The sequence below is a fragment of the Halomonas sp. GT genome (assembly GCF_002082565.1).
Classification (GTDB): Bacteria; Pseudomonadota; Gammaproteobacteria; order Pseudomonadales; family Halomonadaceae; genus Vreelandella.
Genome location: NZ_CP020562.1, coordinates 482,466 through 502,835 on the forward strand (window position 1 = coordinate 482,466; position 20,370 = coordinate 502,835).

General features: G+C 53.6%; 23 protein-coding genes. 11 read left to right on the forward strand and 12 right to left on the reverse strand.

Features of this window, described 5'->3' with window-relative positions:
* The first annotated feature begins 215 nt into the window (after nucleotides 1-215).
* Together prfB and lysS are read left to right on the forward strand one after the other, a co-directional pair.
* Nucleotides 216-1,314 (forward strand): peptide chain release factor 2 gene (prfB, locus tag B6A39_RS02270; RefSeq protein WP_125745374.1). Its coding sequence is split into 2 segments (ribosomal slippage): nucleotides 216-290 and nucleotides 292-1,314, totalling 1,098 coding nucleotides; the frame shifts between segments, so codons are not numbered across the junction.
* Nucleotides 1,315-1,348: 34 nt separating this feature from the next.
* Nucleotides 1,349-2,863 (forward strand): lysine--tRNA ligase, encoded by a 1,515-nt coding sequence (gene lysS, locus B6A39_RS02275; protein ID WP_083000918.1) that lies wholly within the window; start codon nucleotides 1,349-1,351, stop codon nucleotides 2,861-2,863.
* A 23-nt stretch (nucleotides 2,864-2,886) separates the two neighbouring features.
* Here lysS and B6A39_RS02280 read toward each other — a convergent pair whose 3' ends face one another.
* The 7 genes from B6A39_RS02280 to B6A39_RS02310 form a co-directional block, all read right to left on the reverse strand.
* Entirely contained in the window at nucleotides 2,887-4,074 is a 1,188-nt protein-coding gene (locus tag B6A39_RS02280; protein WP_083000920.1) for a glutathionylspermidine synthase family protein, read from the reverse strand.
* A 59-nt stretch (nucleotides 4,075-4,133) separates the two neighbouring features.
* The gene (locus B6A39_RS02285) at nucleotides 4,134-4,739 is read right to left on the reverse strand and encodes a DUF1190 domain-containing protein (protein WP_083000923.1); all 606 of its coding nucleotides are present in this window, start codon (nucleotides 4,737-4,739) and stop codon (nucleotides 4,134-4,136) included.
* Nucleotides 4,740-4,751: 12 nt separating this feature from the next.
* The gene (locus B6A39_RS02290; RefSeq protein WP_083000925.1) at nucleotides 4,752-5,174 is read right to left on the reverse strand and encodes a DUF350 domain-containing protein; all 423 of its coding nucleotides are present in this window, start codon (nucleotides 5,172-5,174) and stop codon (nucleotides 4,752-4,754) included.
* Nucleotides 5,175-5,278: 104 nt separating this feature from the next.
* A complete protein-coding gene (locus B6A39_RS02295; protein WP_083000927.1) occupies nucleotides 5,279-6,022 on the reverse strand; it encodes a DUF2491 family protein in 744 nt (247 codons plus the stop codon).
* Between the two features lie 30 nt (nucleotides 6,023-6,052).
* Nucleotides 6,053-7,099: an ion channel gene (locus B6A39_RS02300; protein WP_083000930.1), complete on the reverse strand. Its 1,047-nt coding sequence runs from the start codon at nucleotides 7,097-7,099 to the stop codon at nucleotides 6,053-6,055.
* Nucleotides 7,100-7,145: 46 nt separating this feature from the next.
* Nucleotides 7,146-7,841 carry a PspA/IM30 family protein gene (locus tag B6A39_RS02305; protein WP_083000932.1) on the reverse strand — a complete coding sequence of 232 codons (696 nt, stop codon included), beginning with the start codon at nucleotides 7,839-7,841 and terminating at the stop codon, nucleotides 7,146-7,148.
* 79 nt (nucleotides 7,842-7,920) lie between these two features.
* Nucleotides 7,921-8,328 (reverse strand): DUF2170 family protein, encoded by a 408-nt coding sequence (locus tag B6A39_RS02310; RefSeq protein ID WP_083000934.1) that lies wholly within the window; start codon nucleotides 8,326-8,328, stop codon nucleotides 7,921-7,923.
* A 205-nt stretch (nucleotides 8,329-8,533) separates the two neighbouring features.
* Here B6A39_RS02310 and B6A39_RS02315 point away from each other — a divergent pair, with 205 nt between their 5' ends.
* The 5 genes from B6A39_RS02315 (at nucleotide 8,534) to rimI (ending at nucleotide 12,082) form a co-directional block, all read left to right on the forward strand.
* Nucleotides 8,534-8,920, forward strand: a complete 387-nt coding sequence (locus B6A39_RS02315; RefSeq protein WP_038481035.1) for a hypothetical protein — start codon at nucleotides 8,534-8,536, stop codon at nucleotides 8,918-8,920.
* 88 nt (nucleotides 8,921-9,008) lie between these two features.
* Nucleotides 9,009-10,412 carry an MFS transporter gene (locus tag B6A39_RS02320; protein ID WP_083000936.1) on the forward strand — a complete coding sequence of 468 codons (1,404 nt, stop codon included), beginning with the start codon at nucleotides 9,009-9,011 and terminating at the stop codon, nucleotides 10,410-10,412.
* A gap of 43 nt (nucleotides 10,413-10,455) precedes the next feature.
* The gene (locus B6A39_RS02325; RefSeq protein ID WP_083000938.1) at nucleotides 10,456-10,764 is read left to right on the forward strand and encodes a BolA family protein; all 309 of its coding nucleotides are present in this window, start codon (nucleotides 10,456-10,458) and stop codon (nucleotides 10,762-10,764) included.
* A complete protein-coding gene (locus B6A39_RS02330) occupies nucleotides 10,761-11,612 on the forward strand; it encodes a hypothetical protein (RefSeq protein ID WP_083000940.1) in 852 nt (283 codons plus the stop codon). The genes B6A39_RS02325 and B6A39_RS02330 overlap by 4 nt, the downstream gene beginning before the upstream one ends.
* The gene (gene rimI / locus B6A39_RS02335) at nucleotides 11,609-12,082 is read left to right on the forward strand and encodes a ribosomal protein S18-alanine N-acetyltransferase (RefSeq protein WP_083000943.1); all 474 of its coding nucleotides are present in this window, start codon (nucleotides 11,609-11,611) and stop codon (nucleotides 12,080-12,082) included. The genes B6A39_RS02330 and rimI overlap by 4 nt, the downstream gene beginning before the upstream one ends.
* Here rimI and zapB read toward each other — a convergent pair.
* Together zapB and rsmD are read right to left on the reverse strand one after the other, a co-directional pair.
* The gene (zapB, locus tag B6A39_RS02340) at nucleotides 12,079-12,273 is read right to left on the reverse strand and encodes a cell division protein ZapB (RefSeq protein WP_038481051.1); all 195 of its coding nucleotides are present in this window, start codon (nucleotides 12,271-12,273) and stop codon (nucleotides 12,079-12,081) included. The two genes, rimI and zapB, sit on opposite strands and share 4 nt — an antisense overlap.
* A 107-nt stretch (nucleotides 12,274-12,380) precedes the next feature.
* A complete protein-coding gene (rsmD, locus tag B6A39_RS02345) occupies nucleotides 12,381-13,007 on the reverse strand; it encodes a 16S rRNA (guanine(966)-N(2))-methyltransferase RsmD (protein ID WP_083000945.1) in 627 nt (208 codons plus the stop codon).
* A 90-nt stretch (nucleotides 13,008-13,097) separates the two neighbouring features.
* Between rsmD and ftsY the strand changes: the two genes are divergently transcribed.
* From ftsY to rpoH, 4 genes are all read left to right on the forward strand, one after another.
* Complete coding sequence (gene ftsY, locus B6A39_RS02350; RefSeq protein ID WP_083000947.1) at nucleotides 13,098-14,465, forward strand: signal recognition particle-docking protein FtsY; 1,368 nt, start codon at nucleotides 13,098-13,100, stop codon at nucleotides 14,463-14,465.
* On the forward strand, nucleotides 14,462-15,130 hold the full coding sequence (gene ftsE / locus B6A39_RS02355; RefSeq protein ID WP_083000949.1) for a cell division ATP-binding protein FtsE: 669 nt from the start codon (nucleotides 14,462-14,464) through the stop codon (nucleotides 15,128-15,130). The genes ftsY and ftsE overlap by 4 nt, the downstream gene beginning before the upstream one ends.
* Nucleotides 15,127-16,167, forward strand: a complete 1,041-nt coding sequence (gene ftsX, locus B6A39_RS02360) for a permease-like cell division protein FtsX (protein ID WP_083000951.1) — start codon at nucleotides 15,127-15,129, stop codon at nucleotides 16,165-16,167. The genes ftsE and ftsX overlap by 4 nt, the downstream gene beginning before the upstream one ends.
* 153 nt (nucleotides 16,168-16,320) lie before the next feature.
* Nucleotides 16,321-17,187: an RNA polymerase sigma factor RpoH gene (gene rpoH, locus B6A39_RS02365; RefSeq protein ID WP_009724119.1), complete on the forward strand. Its 867-nt coding sequence runs from the start codon at nucleotides 16,321-16,323 to the stop codon at nucleotides 17,185-17,187.
* 102 nt (nucleotides 17,188-17,289) lie between these two features.
* Here the strand turns inward: rpoH and slmA are convergent, their stop codons facing one another.
* The 3 genes from slmA to B6A39_RS02380 all read right to left on the reverse strand — a co-directional run bounded on the left by slmA (nucleotide 17,290) and on the right by B6A39_RS02380 (nucleotide 20,369).
* Nucleotides 17,290-17,898, reverse strand: coding sequence for a nucleoid occlusion factor SlmA (gene slmA, locus B6A39_RS02370; RefSeq protein WP_083000953.1), 609 nt, complete (start codon nucleotides 17,896-17,898; stop codon nucleotides 17,290-17,292).
* A gap of 21 nt (nucleotides 17,899-17,919) precedes the next feature.
* Complete coding sequence (argB, locus tag B6A39_RS02375) at nucleotides 17,920-18,819, reverse strand: acetylglutamate kinase (protein ID WP_009724121.1); 900 nt, start codon at nucleotides 18,817-18,819, stop codon at nucleotides 17,920-17,922.
* A 167-nt stretch (nucleotides 18,820-18,986) separates the two neighbouring features.
* Complete coding sequence (locus B6A39_RS02380; RefSeq protein ID WP_083000955.1) at nucleotides 18,987-20,369, reverse strand: phosphomannomutase/phosphoglucomutase; 1,383 nt, start codon at nucleotides 20,367-20,369, stop codon at nucleotides 18,987-18,989.
* Between the last annotated feature and the right edge of the window lies 1 nt (nucleotide 20,370).

Consider the following 20,370-nt stretch of genomic DNA (forward strand, 5'->3'; position numbering starts at 1 on the left):
TTCGTTTTGCATATAAACCCGGCGTAAGCCGGGTTTTTTGCATTGCGATCCTTTTTTCGGGATGGGTGCGGTAAGCGTTGGCTTTCGTTACAATGCGTCTCAGAATTCCGCCGCTGGGGCGGCTAGCGTTGGCATTTTTAAGCCTAGGCGTTTAGCTGCCCCAGCGGCGCCTGTCTCTTTTGAACCGTGCGATACTGACCAAGGCTAGGCGATCCATGTTGGAAACTAACCCGATTCATAACCAGATTAAGGACCTGTCTGAGCGGACAGACGTTCTTAGGGGGTATCTTTGACTATGCCGAACGCAAAGATCGGCTAGAAGAAGTATCCCGCGAACTTGAAGACCCTAATGTCTGGAATGATCCAGACTATGCCCAAAAGCTGGGTAAAGAGCGCGCATCGCTTGAAGCGATTGTCGCCACTATCGATGAGCTTGATCAGGGCTTGGCTGATAGCCGCGACCTGCTTGAACTTGCTGAGATGGAAGAAGATGAAGGCACCGTTGATGAGGTGCGCAAAGAGCTCGATGGTCTGCAAGTGGCATTGGAGAAGCTCGAATTTCGCCGCATGTTTTCTGGTGAAATGGATGAGAATAATGCCTATCTGGATATTCAGTCGGGGTCGGGCGGTACCGAAGCCCAAGACTGGGCGAATATTTTGCTGCGTATGTACTTACGCTGGGCAGAGAGCCACGGTTTCAAAGCAGAGATTATCGAAATTTCCGCTGGCGAGGTAGCAGGCATCAAATCGGCGTCGCTGCATATTCAAGGTGACTATGCGTTTGGCTGGTTGCGCACTGAAACAGGTGTGCACCGTCTAGTGCGTAAAAGTCCGTTTGATTCTGGGGGCCGTCGTCATACCTCGTTTGCATCGGTATTTTTGTCGCCGGAAATTGACGACAGCTTTGAGGTTGAAATTAATCCCTCTGACCTGCGAGTAGACACCTACCGCTCCAGCGGTGCAGGTGGTCAGCACGTTAACACCACTGACTCAGCGGTGAGGATTACCCACGAGCCTAGCGGTATTGTGGTGGCATGCCAGAATCAGCGCAGCCAGCACGCCAACCGCGACTTCGCCATGAAGCAGTTGAAGGCGAAGCTGTGGGAGCACGAAATGCAAAAGCGTAATGCGGCCAAGCAGGAAGCGGAAGACTCTAAAGCCGATATTGGCTGGGGTAGCCAAATTCGCTCGTATGTACTGGACGATCAACGCATCAAAGACCTGCGCACCGGCGTTCAGTCTAGCAACTGCGACAAAGTGCTCGACGGCGATTTAGATCAGTTTATCGTCGCCAGTCTAAAGCAGGGTTTGTAATTTTTTTAGCGTTTGAACATGAACAGGGTGCCCGATGGCTAACCAAGACGCGTCTTCTCTCGATAACGAAAACCATCTAATCGCTGAGCGCCGTGCCAAGCTCGCAGCCCGCCGTGAGCGCGCTGCAGAGCAAGGTAAGAGTGCTTTTCCGAACGATTTTCGCCGTGACAGTCTCACGGTTGAGCTACACAACCTGCTAGGCGAAAAGGATAAAGCGGAGCTTGAAACGCTTGATCATCAAGCGTCGGTGGCAGGTCGCGTCATGCGTCAGCGCGGTCCATTTATCGTGATTCAAGATGTGGCCGGCCAAATCCAGCTCTACGTGGACAAAAAGGGCTTGCCTGCTGACGTGCTTGAGGACATCAAAGGGTGGGATATTGGCGATATTGTCGCTGCCCGTGGTCCCGTGCATAAGTCGGGTAAGGGTGACCTGTACGTCATGATGGTAGAAGCGCAGCTACTTACCAAAAGTCTGCGTCCGTTGCCAGATAAGTTCCACGGCCTGACTGACCAGGAAGCGCGTTATCGCCAGCGCTACGTAGACCTGATCATGAACCCGCAGTCGCGTAAGGTATTTGAAACTCGCGCGGCGGTAATCAGCTCCATGCGCCGTTTCTTTGAAGCTCGTGGCTTTATGGAAGTTGAAACGCCGATGCTGCAGCCGATCCCCGGTGGTGCAGCAGCACGGCCATTTATTACTCACCATAATGCGCTGGATATTGATATGTATCTGCGTATTGCACCGGAGCTTTACCTCAAGCGCCTGGTGGTGGGGGGGTTCGAGAAAGTGTTTGAAATCAACCGCAATTTCCGTAACGAAGGATTGTCTACGCGACATAACCCTGAGTTCACCATGGTCGAATTCTATTGGGCCTACGCGGATTATCGTGACCTGCTTGATATGACCGAAGCCATGCTGCGCACGGCGGCCCAAGAAGTGCTGGGCACAACGACGATCGAGTACCAAGGCGCTAGCTACGACTTCGGACAGCCGTTTCAACGCCTGACGCTACGCCAAGCGATCCTTGATCATGGCGACGGCATCACCGATGCGGATTTGGATACGCTGGAAGCCGCACAAGCGGTAGCAGAAAAGCTGGGCATTAAAGTGAAGGAGAGTTGGGGGCTGGGCAAAGTTCAGACCGAGATTTTCGAAGAAGTAGCCGAGCACAAGCTGGACCAGCCGACGTTCATCACTGAATACCCCGCAGAAGTTAGCCCGCTGGCGCGTCGAAATGATGCTAATCCTTTCGTTACCGACCGTTTTGAGTTCTTTGTCGGTGGCCGAGAAATTGCCAACGGCTTCTCGGAGCTTAATGACGCTGAAGATCAGGCTGAACGCTTCCGCGAACAGGCAGCCGAGAAAGATGCCGGTGATCTGGAAGCGATGTATTTTGACGCAGACTACGTGCGTGCGTTGGAGTATGGCTTGCCGCCAACGGCGGGTGAAGGGATTGGTATTGACCGTTTAGTAATGCTGTTTACCGATAGCCCCTCTATTCGGGACGTACTGCTGTTCCCAGCGATGCGCCCCGAAGCCAGCGAGTAACACTTCTCAACTACTGAAACACCTTAGACAATGGCGTGCGGAACAAAACAGCTGGAATCCTTGGTAATTCGACCGATGTCTTCACGAATACCAATGCCGCACGCCTTGTCACCGACTACCCAACTGCCGATCAGAGCATGCCGTTCGCCAAAGCGCGGCAGTGGGTGGTAGGCCTGCAAAATACGCGGGTTGTCGGTATAGGGGCCATCAACGGCTTCGTACTGACCACTCGTGGTGATCAGCTCAATATTGCTACCTTCCCGAGAGAAAAATGGTTTGCGCACCCAGCCGGGTGTCAGCGACGTGCCATCACTGGTGTCAAAATACGCCGGTAACAGGTTGGGATGGCCTTCATGCCACTGCCATAGCAACGGCAGGATGCCCTTATTGCTGAGGATGGCTTTCCACGGAGGCTCGAACCAGTGGGTTTGCATCATGGGCAGCAGCTCACCGAAAGCGTCATCGCTCATTTCTTCCCACGGGTAGAGCTTAAACAGTGCGCGGATTGGCCGGTTTTCCAGATCAACGAAACAGCCGTGGTCGGTGTTGGGTTGATAGCCGATGTCTTCGATATGGATAAAGGGGGCATTCAGCCCCGCCTGTAAGGCACAGTCCTGTAGATAAGCAACGGTGGCGCGATCTTCCTCATGGGCTTTGATGGAGGCGAAGTGCAATGCTGGTGGGGCTGAGCCGTTGCGTTCAAGGCGCTGCCCGATATGGGCGAGGGCAGCAATCATGCGTTCTTGAATCGAATTGAATTGATCGGCGTGGGCAGGCAGCAGGCGCTGTTCGATCACCTGTTCAAGCCACAGCCACTGAAAGAAGCCAGCCTCGTAAATGCTGGTGGGCGTATCGTAGTTAAGCTCTAGCAGTTTGGCAGGCCCATTACCGCTATAGGCAAAATCCATCCGCCCATAGAGGTGGGGCTGGCCATTACGCCAGGAGGCCCGAATAACGCCCCACATCTGTTCAGGGATATTTAGCTGGTGAAGCAGTGCATCAGACTGGCAGACCCGGTCAACGGCATCCATACACATCTCGTGTAGTGCCTCGGTGGGGTCTTCAATGTCCTGTTCGATCTGTGCCAGCGTAAACTGATAGTAGGCATCCTCGGTCCAGTAGGGCTCCCCTTCAATGGTGTGAAAGTGAAACCCTAGCTGGTGCGCCAGTTCGCGCCATTGAGGGCGCTCAGTGATAGCAACGCGCAACATAAAGCGGCTCCTTACTGGCGCAGATGAGTTCGGAAGAGGTTAAACGAACGGAAGTTAGCTTAGGAGCCAAATCCACCCCGTGCGCTGGAGCGCGAACCGAACCCAGAGCGTTGAGTTGCCCGTTGGTTAGACTGCATAGCTGATGAGCGAAAGGCCTGATTACGTTGCTCTACCCGTGACGAAGCAGAGGACGACGCAGCGTTCCAGTCGCCGCGATTCTGGCGGGTACGGTAGACTGGCTCTTGATACAGGCTTTGCACCCGTGCGCCATTGCGGTTGGCCATCATGTTGCCAACCATATAGCCCATCAGTGCTGGACCAAACCAACTGCCACCTTGCCCCTGTTGAGCTGATTGGGGAGGAGGCTCACAGGCTCCTTCGCCATGTACCTGTTCGCAAGCTTCTAAGGAGTCAAAGCGCGGAACCGCTTCAATGGCTGCCGTAAACGCTGCTTCACAGGCGGTGCGCGTGTAAAGCTCGTCTGCCACGCACTCGTCTATGTTCTGGTAGGCCTTGGGTTCTGAAAAATTGATATCCGATAGCGTGTCTTGCGGCGGGGATGACTGCCCGCAGCCGGCTAACGCGGCTGTACCGGCTGCGCCCATTAAGGCCAGGGTCAGCCGAGAGCTACGCTTGCGGCGCGGTGGCTGGTTAGATGATTGCATGGGTGTCTCCCTTTACCAGATCATGGACGCTGCGTTGAGCAGGCCAACCGCAATAGCGATGGTTGCCGCAAAAATACCGTATGCCACGTGGCCATCGGTAATATGTCCGGAAAGGCTCTGCCCTTTGCTTTTCAGCACCAGCTTGATGGCAAAGAAGGTAATAATCTGCACGATAAAGGCGATGATGCCCCAGGCGATAAAATCAATGAAACTCACGCTGTTTGCCATAGCGCTATAGAGCGGTATGGTAAAGCCTAGGGTGGCGCCGCCAAAGGCGGTTGCCGCCGCGGCGTTGCCTTCCTGGATAAGCTTCCATTCATGATGCGGGGTAATCTTGCTGTACGCGACCATGAACGCTACCAGTAGAATGGCCGCGGTGATCAAGTAGGCGAAAAACGCTGGCAGGCCTGCCAAGTACATACCGATATTGCCCATTATCGTTTCCTTTTTTAGTCGTCAATCGTTAGGTGTGAGTTGTAAGCTGGACGTGTTGAATCGAAAGTCGTGAAGGGTAATCAGTAAGGCTCTACAGAAAGCCATCAATGCGCTTCGATGATCACTGCGCTGATATCGATGCCCAAGCTGGTGACTAACTGATAGCTGCCTTCCAGTTCATCGGCTTCAGCACTTAGCAGAATATATTCAAAACGCTCTGAGGCCTGATCATGGCGTTCATAGAGCATGCAATGATGCGTGACTTGAGATATTCCGCTGCCATTGGCGCGAGTCACCGTTTCCTCGAGCACTACCGGAGCTGACCATTCGCTGTTTTCAGCGCCCCAGACGCGCTGATAGCGTTTAAGGTCGTCTGGAATGTCGTCGCCTGATTCCAGCGTAAAGCTGCTCTGGCCGAGTGGATGAGCGGGTGCCTTGCTATCCGGCTGATTGATCAAACCATCAAATTCAAGATTAGAAACATGTTGCGACGACAGGAAGTCGAACAGTTTGTATTCAAACACCTTGCCATTAGCAATGGAGGCTTGAATCCATGTGTCATTTTCCAGATAAAAGCGCGCTAGCTGTTCGCCTTGGCCGAGTTCGACGACGCCAATCGCGGCTATTTCTTGCGCAGCGCCACTCCAACTGGCATCAAAATTCAGGCTGTCGAACGCTTTCAGCGACAGCATATTGAGCGACACCATACCGCCGAGTCGAAGACCGCTAAAGTCGTCTGGGGTCATGCCGACGGGTAGGCCGCTAGAGCGTTGGGCGGTTTCGCTGGCATGCTTTTGTTGCACGCCTTTACTGTTGGCACGAAACAGTGATTTAAGTGAACCAAACATAGTGATGGTCCTCCTTGAAACGGTTGGATGTCATGCCAGTAACGATGAGAAATGTGCCGACGTCAGGCGCTCATAGGCCATGTAATACAGCACATCGCCATCACTCAACTCACGGGCGGAGGGTGGGTTGAGCATATTCGCCTCGTCACTAATGGAAGTGACGCCAAGCAAGGTGGCATTATGCGCCTCCTTGGCTAGGGAGAATAATTGGCCAAACGTGCTGCCTTTGGGAATATCTTGCAGCCGCGTTTGGTACTGAGTGGCACCATGATTTACAGCAAGCAGTTCATTCACGACGCGGCTTATGCCTGCGTCAGTCGCTGAGCGCACCAGCATTTCTAGTGCCATAGCTTCGGTGCATTCAATGCCTGGAAGCGTGCGGCGCAACATTGCAGCAGTGTTAGGGTTTTCGCAGTGCGCAACGATATGGCAGCCAGGAGACTTTAGGCTATAAGCGGAAAGCGCCACAGTCGCCACGCGTTCATCGCTGCCGTCATAGATAATAATACGGCTGGCATTTTCAACGCCGGCGCGCTTGAGAAGCTCCATGTTGGCGAAGCTATCACCCTTGACGAATTTTAAGTCGCCCGGACGTGGGTTGTTGATGTCTTTGGTGACACACAGCACGATTTCATCAGGGAGCTGCCGGTCAGCTTTGAGAATATCAATGATCTTTTCAGTGGTTTCTCCATGCCAGCCTAACACCACCGTGTGGCCAGTAAGGTCGCTGTAATCGCCTTTTCCTTGCATTTGCTGCCTCCAAAAGTTGCCCACCGTGACGGTTGCCTTGCCAATCAGGGCAGCAAATAGCGAAATACCGCCTGGGATCAGGTAAAACACAGCGATCAGTTGCCCAGCAGTTGAACTCGGCGAGAAGTCCCCATAGCCCACGGTGGAAGCCGTAACAACGTAAAAATACAGCCACAACGGCAGTGAGTTGGCAACCTCTTCGCCAGAGAGCCCCATGAGTAGCCAAGAGGTTGCCATATGTGCCAGTGCCAGCAGTAACAGAAACGTCCAACTGACGTTAATCGTAGAGGCTTTTAAAACTTTTAGTAGCCGTTGTAGCACTGGCATGGCGTCAGTCTTCCTTGCGTTCAGGCGGTAGTAATAACGCTAGCACTCAATTGCCAGCATTTTGCTTGGCTTTTAGGCGAGCCAGAACATCGCTTCCTGACGTCTGCTGTTTGCCGATACCTGCCTGGGAAAGGCGCGCTTCCAAGTCAGCGCCGGAATCTTGTGCTTGCATTGATTCACCAATCTTAAGCTTTTCAGCCTGTAGGGCCTGGCGCTCTTTAATGCGTTCAAGGGAGGCAACGGCGCTGTTCATGCTGGCATTTTGGCCAGCATGTTGAGATGCCACGGCAGCCTGTGCTTTTTGCGCGGCTTCAGTGGCTTTGACGTGGGACATTTGCTGCTCAACGCGGCGAATTTCACCTTTAGATTTAGCGATGGTCGACTTCAGTGCTTCGATAGTGCCATCATACTGGGTGACATTGGCCTGAGCGATTTCGCGCTCGCTTTCCAAGCGGGCAATTTCTCCAGCGACTTCTTCGGCTAGGCTCTGCTCGCCTTTCTCAAGCGCTGCCATGGCGCTTTTTTCGTATTCCGCCATTTTATCCGACAGCGTATCTACTTCCTTGGCAGCAAGGTTACGCCTGGCCATGATGGTAGTGAGTTCTTCATTGGCCCGGTTCATTGCCGTTTTGGCGTCACGTAGTTCTTGTTCCATAATACGTATCCCCTGACTATCGACAATCGCTTCGCCGGTTTCAGTGGCTTTGCCGCGCAGGGCGGTAAACATTTTGCGTAGTAACATCGGGTAACTCCTTAAATCGAACTAATCCGACGCTTGCGCGTGGGACGAACAACCGGTTGATATTGAATCAGGTGAACAATCAGTCGATTAAATCGGCAATTTCCAGGGCAGCCTGAGCGCAAGCTTCTACTTCTGCACTGATTGCCTCGAGCTTGCAGTCTGAAAATAGCTGCCCATAGACGACATAGTAATCTTCGTCACCCAAGGTGTGGATACCAACGCTGACCAGCGGTAGGGTCATGCCCAGGCGTAACAAGGCATCGTTGAAGGTAGTGATATCCTTAACCGCGCTGGTGGGCGCCACTTCGGTCATCACCAGCCACTCTTGCTCAGAATACGTCAGGGTAACAGGTAAGTCGCCGTAGTCCTTGAGTGTAAACACCAGCGAATCATTGTCTTGGTCGAGGGTGATGTCAGCGTTAGGCCAGTTTAACTCGTTCTGTTCTACGCTGTGTTTAATCGTTTCAAGTCGTGTCTGTGTATTCATTAAGCGTATCCTAATGGTCTATCCGGCAGAGGGCTGTAGATAGGGCTGTAGATAGGGCTGTAACAGCCGTGCCGATGAGTAACGGTGTTGTTGGCTAAAAATTCTTCAGCATTTTACCGAATCAATCGATATTGCGTCTGCACCGATGGCAAACTAATCCGTTAGCACCCATAATGGTCAACGTTTCGACGGCGAGGAGAATCCCATGAAACTGCTAAATCGCTCTGCCCTGAGCGTCAGGCCGACCCAGACCTTCGTGGACTGGATCAATGCGCTCGAACCCACCATGGGAGACGACGACCTGACCCTGGACGACGTCGAACGTGAAAGTACGGTGTACCTTATCCCAGAGATGGATACCCCCGAAGCGCTTGAGACGTTTGTTCGTGAGCGCTATGCAGAAATCCTAGAGACTGAGCTGCGTGCCTGGGAAGAGGATGAGCGCCAATGGCCAGAAAAGCTTGATTGGTCACTGTTCCAAGACTTTTTACGCATTGAGCATAGCTACCTTGCGATTGATCTTGACGACGAAACCGCCCTTGAAATTTCTGAGGTTGATGACGCACTCCTGCTCGACAATGAGCAAGACTAGCGCATTGCCGTCTTGATGTATGCGTATTGTGGAACCGGCCCAGGCCGGTTTTATTGTTTTTAATGGTGCAGTTTAGGAACGAACCACCATGCGATTGTTTGAAACTCGGGCGGGTGACGATGGTTTGCCAGGTCCCGCGCGTGCGCTAGCTGTACTGGCACTCGTCACTGGCACGCTAATGGCGGTGGTCGACACCACCATGATTAATTTGGCTCTCCCGACGATTGCCGAAGACCTTAATGTGCCTGCCTCCAGAGCGGTATGGATCACCAATTTATTCCAAGTGGTCTGCGCGGCGTTCTTATTAGTGTTTGCAGGCATGAGTGAGCTGATCACCCGCAGACGGCTCTATTTATTCGGTTTGGCTACCTTCGTTTTCGCGGCGTTAGGGGCGGCTCTGTCGCGTCATTTAGAAACGCTACTGCTATTTCGCGCCTTACAGGGGTTAGGGGCGGCGGCCACGCTGTCCATTGGCCCGTCGTTGTATCGGGCGATTTTTCCGTCACGTCTATTGGGTAGCGCTTTAGGGCTTAGCGCGTTAGTGGTGGCCGGTGGCTATGCAGCAGGCCCAACGTTGAGCGGCGTTATCCTCTTGTTTGCCGATTGGCCTTGGTTGTTCGCACTCAATGTTCCCCTTGGCGTGTGTTCCTTATGGCTTGCTAGTCGTGCGTTGCCCCGAGATAAGCCGCGCCAGGGCAGCTTTGATGCGCTGGGTGCGCTGCTGTCTATGTTGATGCTGGCGAGCTTCTTTCTCGCGATGGACGCAGTTGGCCATGCCGCACCGCTATGGCAAAGCGGTGGCTGGTCGGTGATAGCGGTGCTGGCTTGCGCGCTGTTTATTCGACGCCAGCGTCACGCGCCTTATCCGCTGTTGCCGCTAAGCATATTTGCTGAAAAACGCTTTACGCTAGCTGTTTCAGCGTCAGGGTTGGCCTTTATCGGTCAGGGACTAACGTTTGTTGCACTGTCGTTTTTTTACCAGGAGCAGATGGGATTCTCGCCGTTGGAAACAGCGTGGTTGTTCACCCCTTGGCCGTTAGCGATTATGGTGGTTGGCCCCCTGGCTGGTCGTTTAGCTGACCGGATCAACCCGAGTCTTCTTTCAAGCGCAGGCTTGATACTGCTAATGATGGGATTAGTAGCGCTAGCACTCGTGGATGAATCTACCGGCGTGGCAGGCAGCCTGTGGCGCACCGCTTTATGTGGCATCGGATTTGGTCTGTTTCAGCCACCTAACAACCGTGAAATGATGGGCAGTCTTCCGCCTGAGCGAAGCGCTAATGTATCCGGTGTGATGAGCACTACCCGTACCGTTGGACAATCGTTTGGAGTGGCCTTGGTGGGGGCGGCCTTGGCATTGGGTTCACCTGTACAGATAACCCTTTGGCTGGGGGCTGGCACCACGCTGCTAGCGCTAGTGGCCAGCCTTTCCCGGGTGGCGCTGGCCCAGCGTGCTCTCATTGAGCGGCGGGCATCGTGTGTTAGCAAGTAAGGGCGTACAATAAATCGGTTGCTGATTGAAGGAGAAAGTACTCATGGCGATGCAGACACAGATTGAGCAGAAGTTAGCGGCGTTAACGCCCGACGTGCTGCACGTAGAAAATGAAAGCCACATGCATAACGTGCCGGCTAACGCTGAGACACACTTTAAAGTCACCCTGGTAAGCGATAGCTTCGATGGCATAATGCCAGTGAAGCGCCATCAGCAGATTTATACGCTGCTCGCCGATGAGCTGTCTGGACCCGTGCATGCATTAGCGTTACATCTGTACACCCCAAAAGAGTGGCAGGCACGTGGCGGTGAGCGCCCGAATTCGCCTAACTGTCGGGGCGGCGGCCAGTGACGCCAGACATTATTCGTAGGCAGTATTTGGATGCAATGGGGATAACAGCCTGGGCATCCAAGTATCAACTGCCGAACGCACGACCGACTGAGGCCTGCGAGTGGGAAGATGCGCCGGCTGTTACTCCGCCGCGAGAGCGCCTTCACGCGCTATTAGACGACGCACCTACACCGCGCCCACGTAATCAGTCGCCTAAAGATGATAGCGTTCCCGTGGCTACTGGCACGGCATCCTCTTCGGCCCCTGCGGCAGTACGTGCGCTGCTGGGCCAGCCTCCAGTTTCTGCCAGTAAGCCAGCCGACGCACCCGTTACTTCCGCACAGGAAGGCTCTACACAGGAAAAAGCGCCTGTTAGCAAAGTTGAGCCGCTTACGTTCAGCCTTTCCTGTATGTGTGTTGGTGGACGCTGGTTAAGCCTTCATGAGGGGGAAATAACGCCTATTGAACAGCAACTGCTAGCTAATATGTTGCGGGCAGCGGGCGTGTTGAACGGCGAGATGCCCGCGGTGACGTATTTCAAATGGCCGCCAATGGCAAATACGTTCACGCCGGAGGAGCCGCTTGAAGAAGCGCAAGACGGGGTGGCTGCCTTTATTGCTGGCGCGGCAGGTAGGCAAGGCTGGCAGTTAGAACGCCTGTTGTGGTGGGGGGCTGACGAACAGCCAGACGACTCGCCCTTAGCGCGGGTTATGGCTGTTAGCCAGCAACGGAGCCAAACGCTGTCGCTGCCCGTGTGGCAAGCCCCAGCGTTGAAGACACTTGTCGAACAGGCGAGTGCCAAGCGTAAGCTTTGGCCTGCGCTGGTGTCGCTTGGTCAACAGTGGCGTGCTGAGGTTGCTAACCAGTGATAAGCCTAATAGATGTTGCTGACAGTGCTACGTTACAGGCGTTAGAAGCGCAAACTAACAGTGGCATAAGCTCGCAGCATCTATGTGATGCGTTAGACGATCCTGGTTCACAGGTGATTGGCTACTGGCAACCATCAGCTTCGATTGGCAATGTGTCCGTTGACGGTGTGCTACTTGGTTATGCCATCGTGGTGCGTTTGCCATTTGAAGCAGAGCTTCAAGCGATTGGAGTGCTTCCGCAACAGCAAGGCCAGGGAATTGGTGGCAAGCTGCTTGGTGAAGTGATCGCCTGTGCTAGGCAGTGGCAAAGCGAGCGCTTACTGCTCGAAGTGCGAGCAAGTAACCAACGTGCGATAAAGCTCTATCAGCACTACGAGTTTAATGAAGATGGTCGGCGCCGAGGTTACTACCCGGCTGCACAGGGTGCCGCCGGGCGAGAAGATGCGCTACTGATGTCGCGCTTACTTTAAGACACGCTATCGCTTTCGATGTCTTCAAATTTGCTGAGTACACCCTGTAAACGGCGCTCCCACTCCTCACGTTCTTGCTTTAGCAGCGCGTTCTCGCCACGCAGCTCTTCGTTTTCAAGCTTCATCAATTCCAACGCCTCAACGGTGTCGGTAATTTTCTGTTCCAACTGGTTAAATAACTCAAGGCTCATGCCTACCTCCAATAACGTCGACAGGCACACTACCTGTCATAACGGGGATAAAAACGTAATTCAGTTGGGCGAGCGTAACGCCGCTGCAGGATTGCGGCAAGCGCAGTTTACACGGGTTTACGAAGATAGAGGCGAGCCGCACTTTCACCCGCCTGGGTTTCCCGATAAAGCTGCCAGTTAGTGGGCACGTTTGGAGAGAGGGACTTTTCAGTTTCCAGGTAAATCATGGCATCGTCTGCAAGCCAGCCGCCGGTTTCTAATGCGGAACAGCAGGAAGCGGCCAATCCTTGATGAAACGGTGGATCAAGAAAGACGACATCTGCAGGCTGTTGGCAGGGTTGGTTGAGAAAAGCGAGTGCATCAGTAGATACCACCCGGCCATTACTAGCTCCAAGGGTGATAATATTTTCACTAATTAGCGCGGCTACCCGGGCGTCGCGCTCGACCAATGTAACGTGGCTGGCGCCGCGGGAAAGGGCTTCAAAACCGAGCGCTCCCGTACCTGCAAAAAGATCCAGTACTTGCTTGCCAAACAGGTGTTGGCCTAGCCAGTTGAATAGGGTTTCACGCACGCGATCAGGGGTGGGGCGTAGCCCTGGGTGGTCGAGTACGGGCAGCTGACGGCGGCGAAAGTCGCCACCGATGATGCGTAGCTTGCCCGGCGGTTTGGCATGCCCGCGCCGCGCCGTCGATGAGCGAGAGGATGAGGGGCGAGAAGAGCGTTGTCGTTTCATAACGCGGATTGTAGCGGGCAACTTATCCAAAGTCTTGGTCTGCGGTGGTAGGATAATCGCAATGTTCACCTATTTAGTCGGATGACACCTATGTTCGGTTTTTTCAAACGTAAGAAAAAGCACGACTCCCAACAGGAGCAGCAAGATCAGCAGGCGCTGTCTCAGGAGGAGCATGGCGAAGTAGAAACTACCCAAGAGCCGGCGCTGGAGCATGAAACAGAGCAGGCTTCACCAGCAGCGGAAGCTGTTGCGCAAGAAACATCAGCGACCAAAACCATGCCATCGGAATATAAGGCATCTGTTGAAGAAACCGCTGAAAAATCACAGACAAGTGAATCAGAACTAGAATCTGAACTAGCCTCTGCTCCAGAGCCAGAGCCAGAGCCAGAGCCAGAGCCAGAGCCAGAGCCAGAGCCAGAGCCAGAGCCAGAGCCAGAGCCAGAGCCAGAGCCAGCCGCAATGCCTGCACCTAAACCGGCTCTTCAAGAGAAGCCAGTGGCGGAAAAAGGGGAAAAGAAAGGCTGGTTCGCTCGTATCAAATCAGGTCTAGGCAAAACGCGCGCCAATCTGACGGACGGTATTGCCGATCTGTTTTTAGGCAAAAAGCAGATTGATGATGAGCTGTTGGAAGATCTTGAGACCCAACTGCTGATGGCGGATGTAGGTATTGAAGCCACTAGCGAGATTATTGAGCGCCTTGAAACGCGTGTTTCGCGCAAAGAACTGAATAATCCAGAAGCGCTTTATCGCGGGTTGCAAGAGGAGTTGGCGTTGATGCTAGCGCCGGTAGCGACGCCTCTTAGTTTTGAAAAAGAGAGCGAAGGGCCTTTTGTTATACTCGTAGTCGGTGTTAACGGCGTAGGTAAAACGACGACTATCGGCAAGCTAACCCAACGTTTTCAACGTGAGGGTAAAAGCGTCATGCTCGCTGCTGGTGACACCTTCCGCGCAGCGGCGGTTGAACAGCTTAAGGTGTGGGGTGAGCGTAACAACGCGCCGGTAATTGCGCAGCATACTGGTGCTGATAGCGCTTCTGTGATTTACGACGCGGTGGCGGCTGCTAAATCACGTGGCGTGGATGTGCTGATTGCCGACACAGCAGGACGGCTGCACAACAAGAGCCACCTGATGGAAGAGTTGAAAAAAGTTCATCGGGTCATGCAGAAGCTGGATAGCACCGCTCCTCATGAGGTGATGTTGGTGCTAGATGCGGGGACGGGGCAAAACGCCATTTCCCAGGCCAGCACATTTAATGATGCTGTGCCGATCAGTGGTATCACATTGACGAAGCTGGACGGTACCGCCAAAGGCGGAATTATTTTCGCATTGGCGAAGCAGCTAAAAACACCGATTCGCTTTATTGGCGTGGGCGAAGGGCTGGATGATCTCCGCCCCTTTGAGGCAGATGACTTTGTTAACGCGCTGTTTGACCGGCAAGGGGATGATGGCCGCGCATGATCGCTTTTGAACATGTGGGTAAGCGCTATGGAGGGCGCTTTGAGGCGCTGGCACACCTAAACTTTCGCGTTGCAAGAGGCGAAATGGTGTTCCTGACGGGGCATTCTGGTGCTGGTAAAAGCTCGTTGCTGCGACTAATTATGCGCCTCGAAAAGCCTAGCCGTGGCCGGGTAGTGGTGGCTGGGCACGACATTGCGGAGCTCCACGCCAGCCAAGTGCCGTTTTATCGTCGGCAAATTGGTGTGGTGTTTCAAGATCACCAATTGCTGTTTGATCGCAGCGTGTTCCGTAATGTATCTCTGCCGCTAGAAATCCAGGGGCTTGAGCCACGCGAAGCAGCGCGGCGGGTTCGTGCAGCCTTGGATAAAGTCGGGCTTTTACACCGCGAAAAAGCGCTGCCAGTAGAGCTTTCCGGCGGTGAGCAGCAGCGAGTAGGAATTGCGCGCGCGGTGGTTAATAAGCCAGCTTTGCTTCTTGCTGATGAGCCTACCGGTAACCTTGACCCACAGCTTTCTGCCGACATTATGGCGCTGTTCGAAGACTTCAATCGCATTGGCACCACCGTGATGATTGCCAGTCACGACTTAGCGCTGATTGCACGACTGCGTCACCGCATTTTGCGTTTGCGGGATGGTCGTCTGGTGGCAGATGAGGGGGCCGTATGAAACGTGCTGCGACACCCCGTTCTATAGGTGCAGCGCCCAAGGGTAAGCGACAAGCGGCCAGAACCTCCAGTGAGCCACCCGCCGAGCGGCGTGGGGCGCGTTCACATCAAACACGCTTTAGCAGCCGCTTACGCGCCTGGGGACGCCATCACCGTGCAATGGCATTGGATAGCCTTTATCGCCTGGTACGTCATCCTGTGGGTAATTTGCTAACCATGCTGGCCATCGCTATTGCGTTAGTTTTGCCTGCGGCACTTTGGTTAACCTTGGATAGCGCCAAGTTGCTAGACGCAGAACTTGATGAGAGTGCAACCCTCACCGTTTATCTGGAAACGACGGTAGACGCTGCGCAGTCCACTCGCATTGAAGAGGCTGTCATTGCGGACGAGGGCGTCGAAACGACCCGCCTTATCAGCGCAGAGCAAGGTATGGTTGAGTTTCAGCAGTCCCTTGGTATTGAAGATACCCTGGCAGGGCTTGAAGATAATCCACTGCCAGCCAGTATTGTGATTTACCCGCAGAGCGTTGACCCCGCCGCTATGGCACAGTTGGCACAGCGGCTAGAAGCGTTCTCTGGGGTAGACGAAGTGCGCGTAGATTTGGCGTGGGTAGAGCGTTTACGTCATTTGGCGGATCTTGGGCGACGGGTGGCGCTCGCGCTTGGAGTGCTATTTGGCTGTGGTGTGCTGCTGGTGGTGGGCAACACTATTCGTCTTTCGGTTGAGAGCCGGCGGAGAGAAATCGAAGTGGTGATGCTTATTGGCGCGACCCATGCCTTTGTCCGAAGGCCCTTCCTCTATAGTGGGGCCTGGTACGGCGTAGGAGGCGGTCTGCTGGCGTTGGGCTTGCTGGGGCTTGGCAACCATTGGCTGTCGATGCCTGTCGCAGCCTTGGCGGCCAGCTATGGCGCGAGCTTTGTATTGCCGCAGTTAGACGTGACAGGCTCTACAATTCTGCTATCTTGCAGTACACTATTGGGCTGGTTAGGAGCTTGGTTGGCTGTCACACGCCATCTCTCTAGCATACGCCCGCGTTGATTATGTTTGTTATGCGGTCAGTAGCGGGAATTTCCACCCCGTTTTGTGTCTTATGCAGTGAATGCATCGGTCATTTGAACCTTATGCTTAGGCTAAGGTCTTAGAGTTAACGGAACACCAACCACGATAGGTTTTAAGGGAGACCACCTGCACATGAGCACTAGTCTTCTACCGGTGGGTCAGCTTTCTCCAGGTCACGATCTGGGCGGCTATATTCAAGCGGTTAACGGCATCCCCGTACTAAGCGTCGATGAAGAGCGTGAGCTTGCATTCCGCCTTCATGATGAAGGCGATTTGGAAGCAGCTCGGCGTTTGGTGCTGTCGCACCTGCGTTTTGTTGTACATATTGCTCGTAGTTACTCGGGATACGGCTTGCCTCAGGCTGACCTGATTCAAGAAGGTAATGTCGGCTTAATGAAAGCCGTTAAGCGTTTCGATCCCAATCAGGGCGTTCGCTTGGTATCGTTTGCCGTGCACTGGATCAAAGCAGAAATTCACGAGTTTGTGCTGCGCAACTGGCGCATTGTTAAAATTGCCACCACGAAAGCTCAGCGCAAGCTGTTTTTTAACCTGCGTAGCGCTAAAAAGCGCCTAGCTTGGCTAAACAACGATGAAGTTAACGCGATTGCGGAAGACCTCAATGTAAAGCCAGAAGTAGTGCGCGATATGGAAGGACGCCTGTCGGCTTACGATGCGGGCTTTGATGCCTCTCCTAGCGATGACGAAGAGAGCACCTATCAAGCACCAGCGTATTTTTTAGATGACGCCTCAGCCGATCCGGCAACGCTGTTAGAAGACAGCAACTTTGAAGAAGATTCAACGCGCCGCTTGCAGTTAGCCTTGAAAGGGCTAGATGAGCGTTCGCGAGACATCTTACAACGTCGCTGGCTCACCGATAATAAAGCGACACTGCATGATCTGGCCGATGTTTATGGCGTCAGTGCTGAGCGGATTCGTCAGCTCGAAAAAAATGCGATGAAAAAATTGCGCCAGAAAATGGGCGATGCTATCGCTGCTTAATTAACGAGTCATAGCTGGCAAGCACGTTAGATAAACGCCCCGAAGGCACTGCCTTCGGGGCGTTTTTATTGAGTGGCTGATCGCTTGATATGTCAACGCTTGCTAAGCCGGTTGTACGGTTTCTCGTAACAGTTGGCTAGATAGTAGCGCCCACTGGTCTTCCCAGTACTCTGTTGGCAAGCGTTTGAAATCACTGCGCACATACTGAGAGATACGCCCTTCAGCCTGGGCGATCAGCAGGTTGGCTGCTGCTGAAGCCGAAATGCTTGTGCGTAGCCCTTCGCGCAGCTCGGCTTCCCGCAGTATCTGTTTTAACTGGGTTTCCAAGCGTTCAAACAGTTGGTGAACGCGCTGGCGAAGTCGGGCCGTTTCGCCAGTCAGTACATCGCCTCCCAGTACCCTGGCAAGTCCAGGATTTTTTTCGGCAAAGCCGAGAAGTAAGGCCAGAATAGTGCCGCATCGAGACGCCGCATCGGGGATGTCTTCTAGGATGCGCGTGATACGCGCAAAGATGCTTTCTTCAATAAAGTCGATCAGACCTTCAAACATGCGCGCTTTGCTGGGGAAATGTCGATACAGCGCTGCTTCCGAGACGCCAACTTGGCGGGCAAGCGCAGCGGTTGTAATGCGCTTGCCGCTATCCTCTTCCAGCATAACGGCTAACGCTTGCAGGATTTGCTCGCGGCGGCGAGGTTTTTGTTCGTCACTCATGACGTTAGCCCTCCGTCGCGGTTAACCTGCGTCAGTAATCAGGGTGCCTACCCCAGCATTGGTAAAGATTTCTAACAAGACCGCATGGGGAACGCGGCCGTCGATAATGTGGGCGCTGTTAACGCCGCCTTTTACCGCGTCTAGTGCACAGCGTATTTTTGGCAGCATGCCGCCATAAATCGTGCCGTCGGCGATTAAGGCGTCAACTTGAGCAGTGCTTAGTCCAGTTAACACCTCTCCTTCACTGTTCATTAGGCCTGCAACGTTAGTCAATAGCATCAGCTTTTCAGCGTTGAGTGCCTCGGCCAGTTTGCCTGCTACTAGATCGGCATTGATGTTATAGCTGTGGCCTTCACCGTCAACGCCGATAGGTGCTATTACCGGAATAAAGTCTCTTGCGGCAAGCATCTCAATGAGGTCGGTGGAGATAGATTCCACTTCACCTACATGCCCAATATCGATAATTTCCGGTGCGGTCATCTCAGGACTTTGGTGCTCTACTTTCAACTGGCGGGCACGAATTTGTGCGCCATCTTTACCAGTTAAACCAATGGCTTTGCCACCGCTTTGATTGATCAGATTAACAATGCTTTTATTGACCAAGCCCCCTAGAACCATCTCCACGACGTCCATGGTTTGGGAGTCGGTCACTCGCATGCCGTTCACAAAGCGCGATTCGATATTCAGTTTTTCTAGCAGGCTGCCAATTTGTGGCCCGCCCCCATGGACGACGACCGGGTTAATGCCGACCTCTTTCATTAGCACGATGTTGCGTGCGAATGAATCGATCAAGGTGTCTTCGGTCATGGCATTGCCGCCATATTTAACGACGACCGTTTTGCCCGAAAACTGCTGGATGTAGGGGAGGGCTTCTGACAATACCTCCACAACGACCTGGGGGTCGCGGCTAGTTGAACTCATGACGTTGTCCCTTTTGATTTTTTCCGTCGCTACTTTTTTATCGCGACCGTTATTACAGCGCGAGCATTGGCTTTTCCATGCGGCGTGTTGTCTAGCATTTTTATTGTGTCGCGCGCTCGATTGGCACGATCACTTTTCTTCTGTTTACCCTGTCGTGTCTTTTCACGTTATTGAGGTTCGGGGATCGTCAGTGCCGGTGAAATCTCCGCCAGCGCCTTGGCAAACTGCGCTTTTATTCGGCTAAGTGCCGCAGCATCGCTACCCTCAAAGCGCAGTACTAGTGCAGGTGTGGTGTTGGAGGCTCGGCACAGTCCCCAGCCATCGGCATAGTCCACGCGAATGCCATCAATCGTGGTTTTGATACCTTCGCCGAAGTCGCCCTCTCTAGCAAGCTTCTTGATAAGCGCAAATTTTTCTTCATCAGCGACCTCGATATTAATTTCAGGCGTGCTGATATCTTGTGGAAATTGATCAAACAGTTCATCGGCACTGCCGGTGTATCGAGCTAGAATTTCAAGTAAGCGGGCCGCGGCGTAGAGACCGTCGTCAAAGCCATACCAGCGCTCCTTGAAGAAAATATGCCCGCTCATTTCACCGCCCAGTTCAGCGCCGGTTTCCCGCATGCGTGCCTTGATTAGTGAATGGCCGGTACGCCACATTTCAGGTTCGCCGCCGGCGTCGCTAATCACTTGCGCCAGGTTACCCGTGCATTTGATGTCGAAGATCACCTTGGCACCGGGGGTGCGTGATAGCATATCAGCTGCAAAAACCATCAGTAGATGATCAGGATAAATCATACGGCCACTTGGCGTGACAACGCCTAAACGGTCGCCGTCGCCGTCAAAAGCCAAGCCAATATCGGCACCTGTTTCATTAACGCTGTGGATCAAGTCGCGCAGGTTTTCAGGTTTGCCTGGGTCGGGGTGGTGGTTTGGGAAGTGACCATCAATGTCGGCAAATAATGGGGTGGTTTTTACCCCAAGGCGCTCGATAAGCTGCGGGCCAAGCTCTCCGGCAACGCCGTTGCCACAATCCACAACCGCGCTTAGTGGACGCTCAATATGGATGTCGCTAATAATTCTTTCAAGATACGCCGTGCGTAGGTCGTGCTGGCGAACACTGCCTTGGCCGCTGGTTAGGTCGTTTGCTTGGATTCGCTCATAGAGGGCAGTGATAGCATCACCGGAGAGCGTTTCACCCGCTAAGACGATTTTGAAGCCGTTGTAGTCAGGTGGGTTGTGACTGCCGGTTAGCATTACCCCAGAACAGCTTTCAGGCAGCGTGTGGGTGGCAAAATAAAGCACAGGCGTTGGCACCATGCCGATATTGATAACGTCTCGTCCTGAGGCTGTTAGGCCACGGATTAGCGCTGCTTGCAAGTGGGGCCCGGAAAGTCGTCCATCACGTGCAACAATGACCGTTTGCTCGCCTCGAGCGGCGGCTTCAGAACCAACGGCGCGGCCAATGAGTTCGGTGGTGGCCTCGCTCAGCGTATCGCCCACAATGCCGCGAATGTCGTAAGCACGAAATATCGACGCAGGTACGTTCATT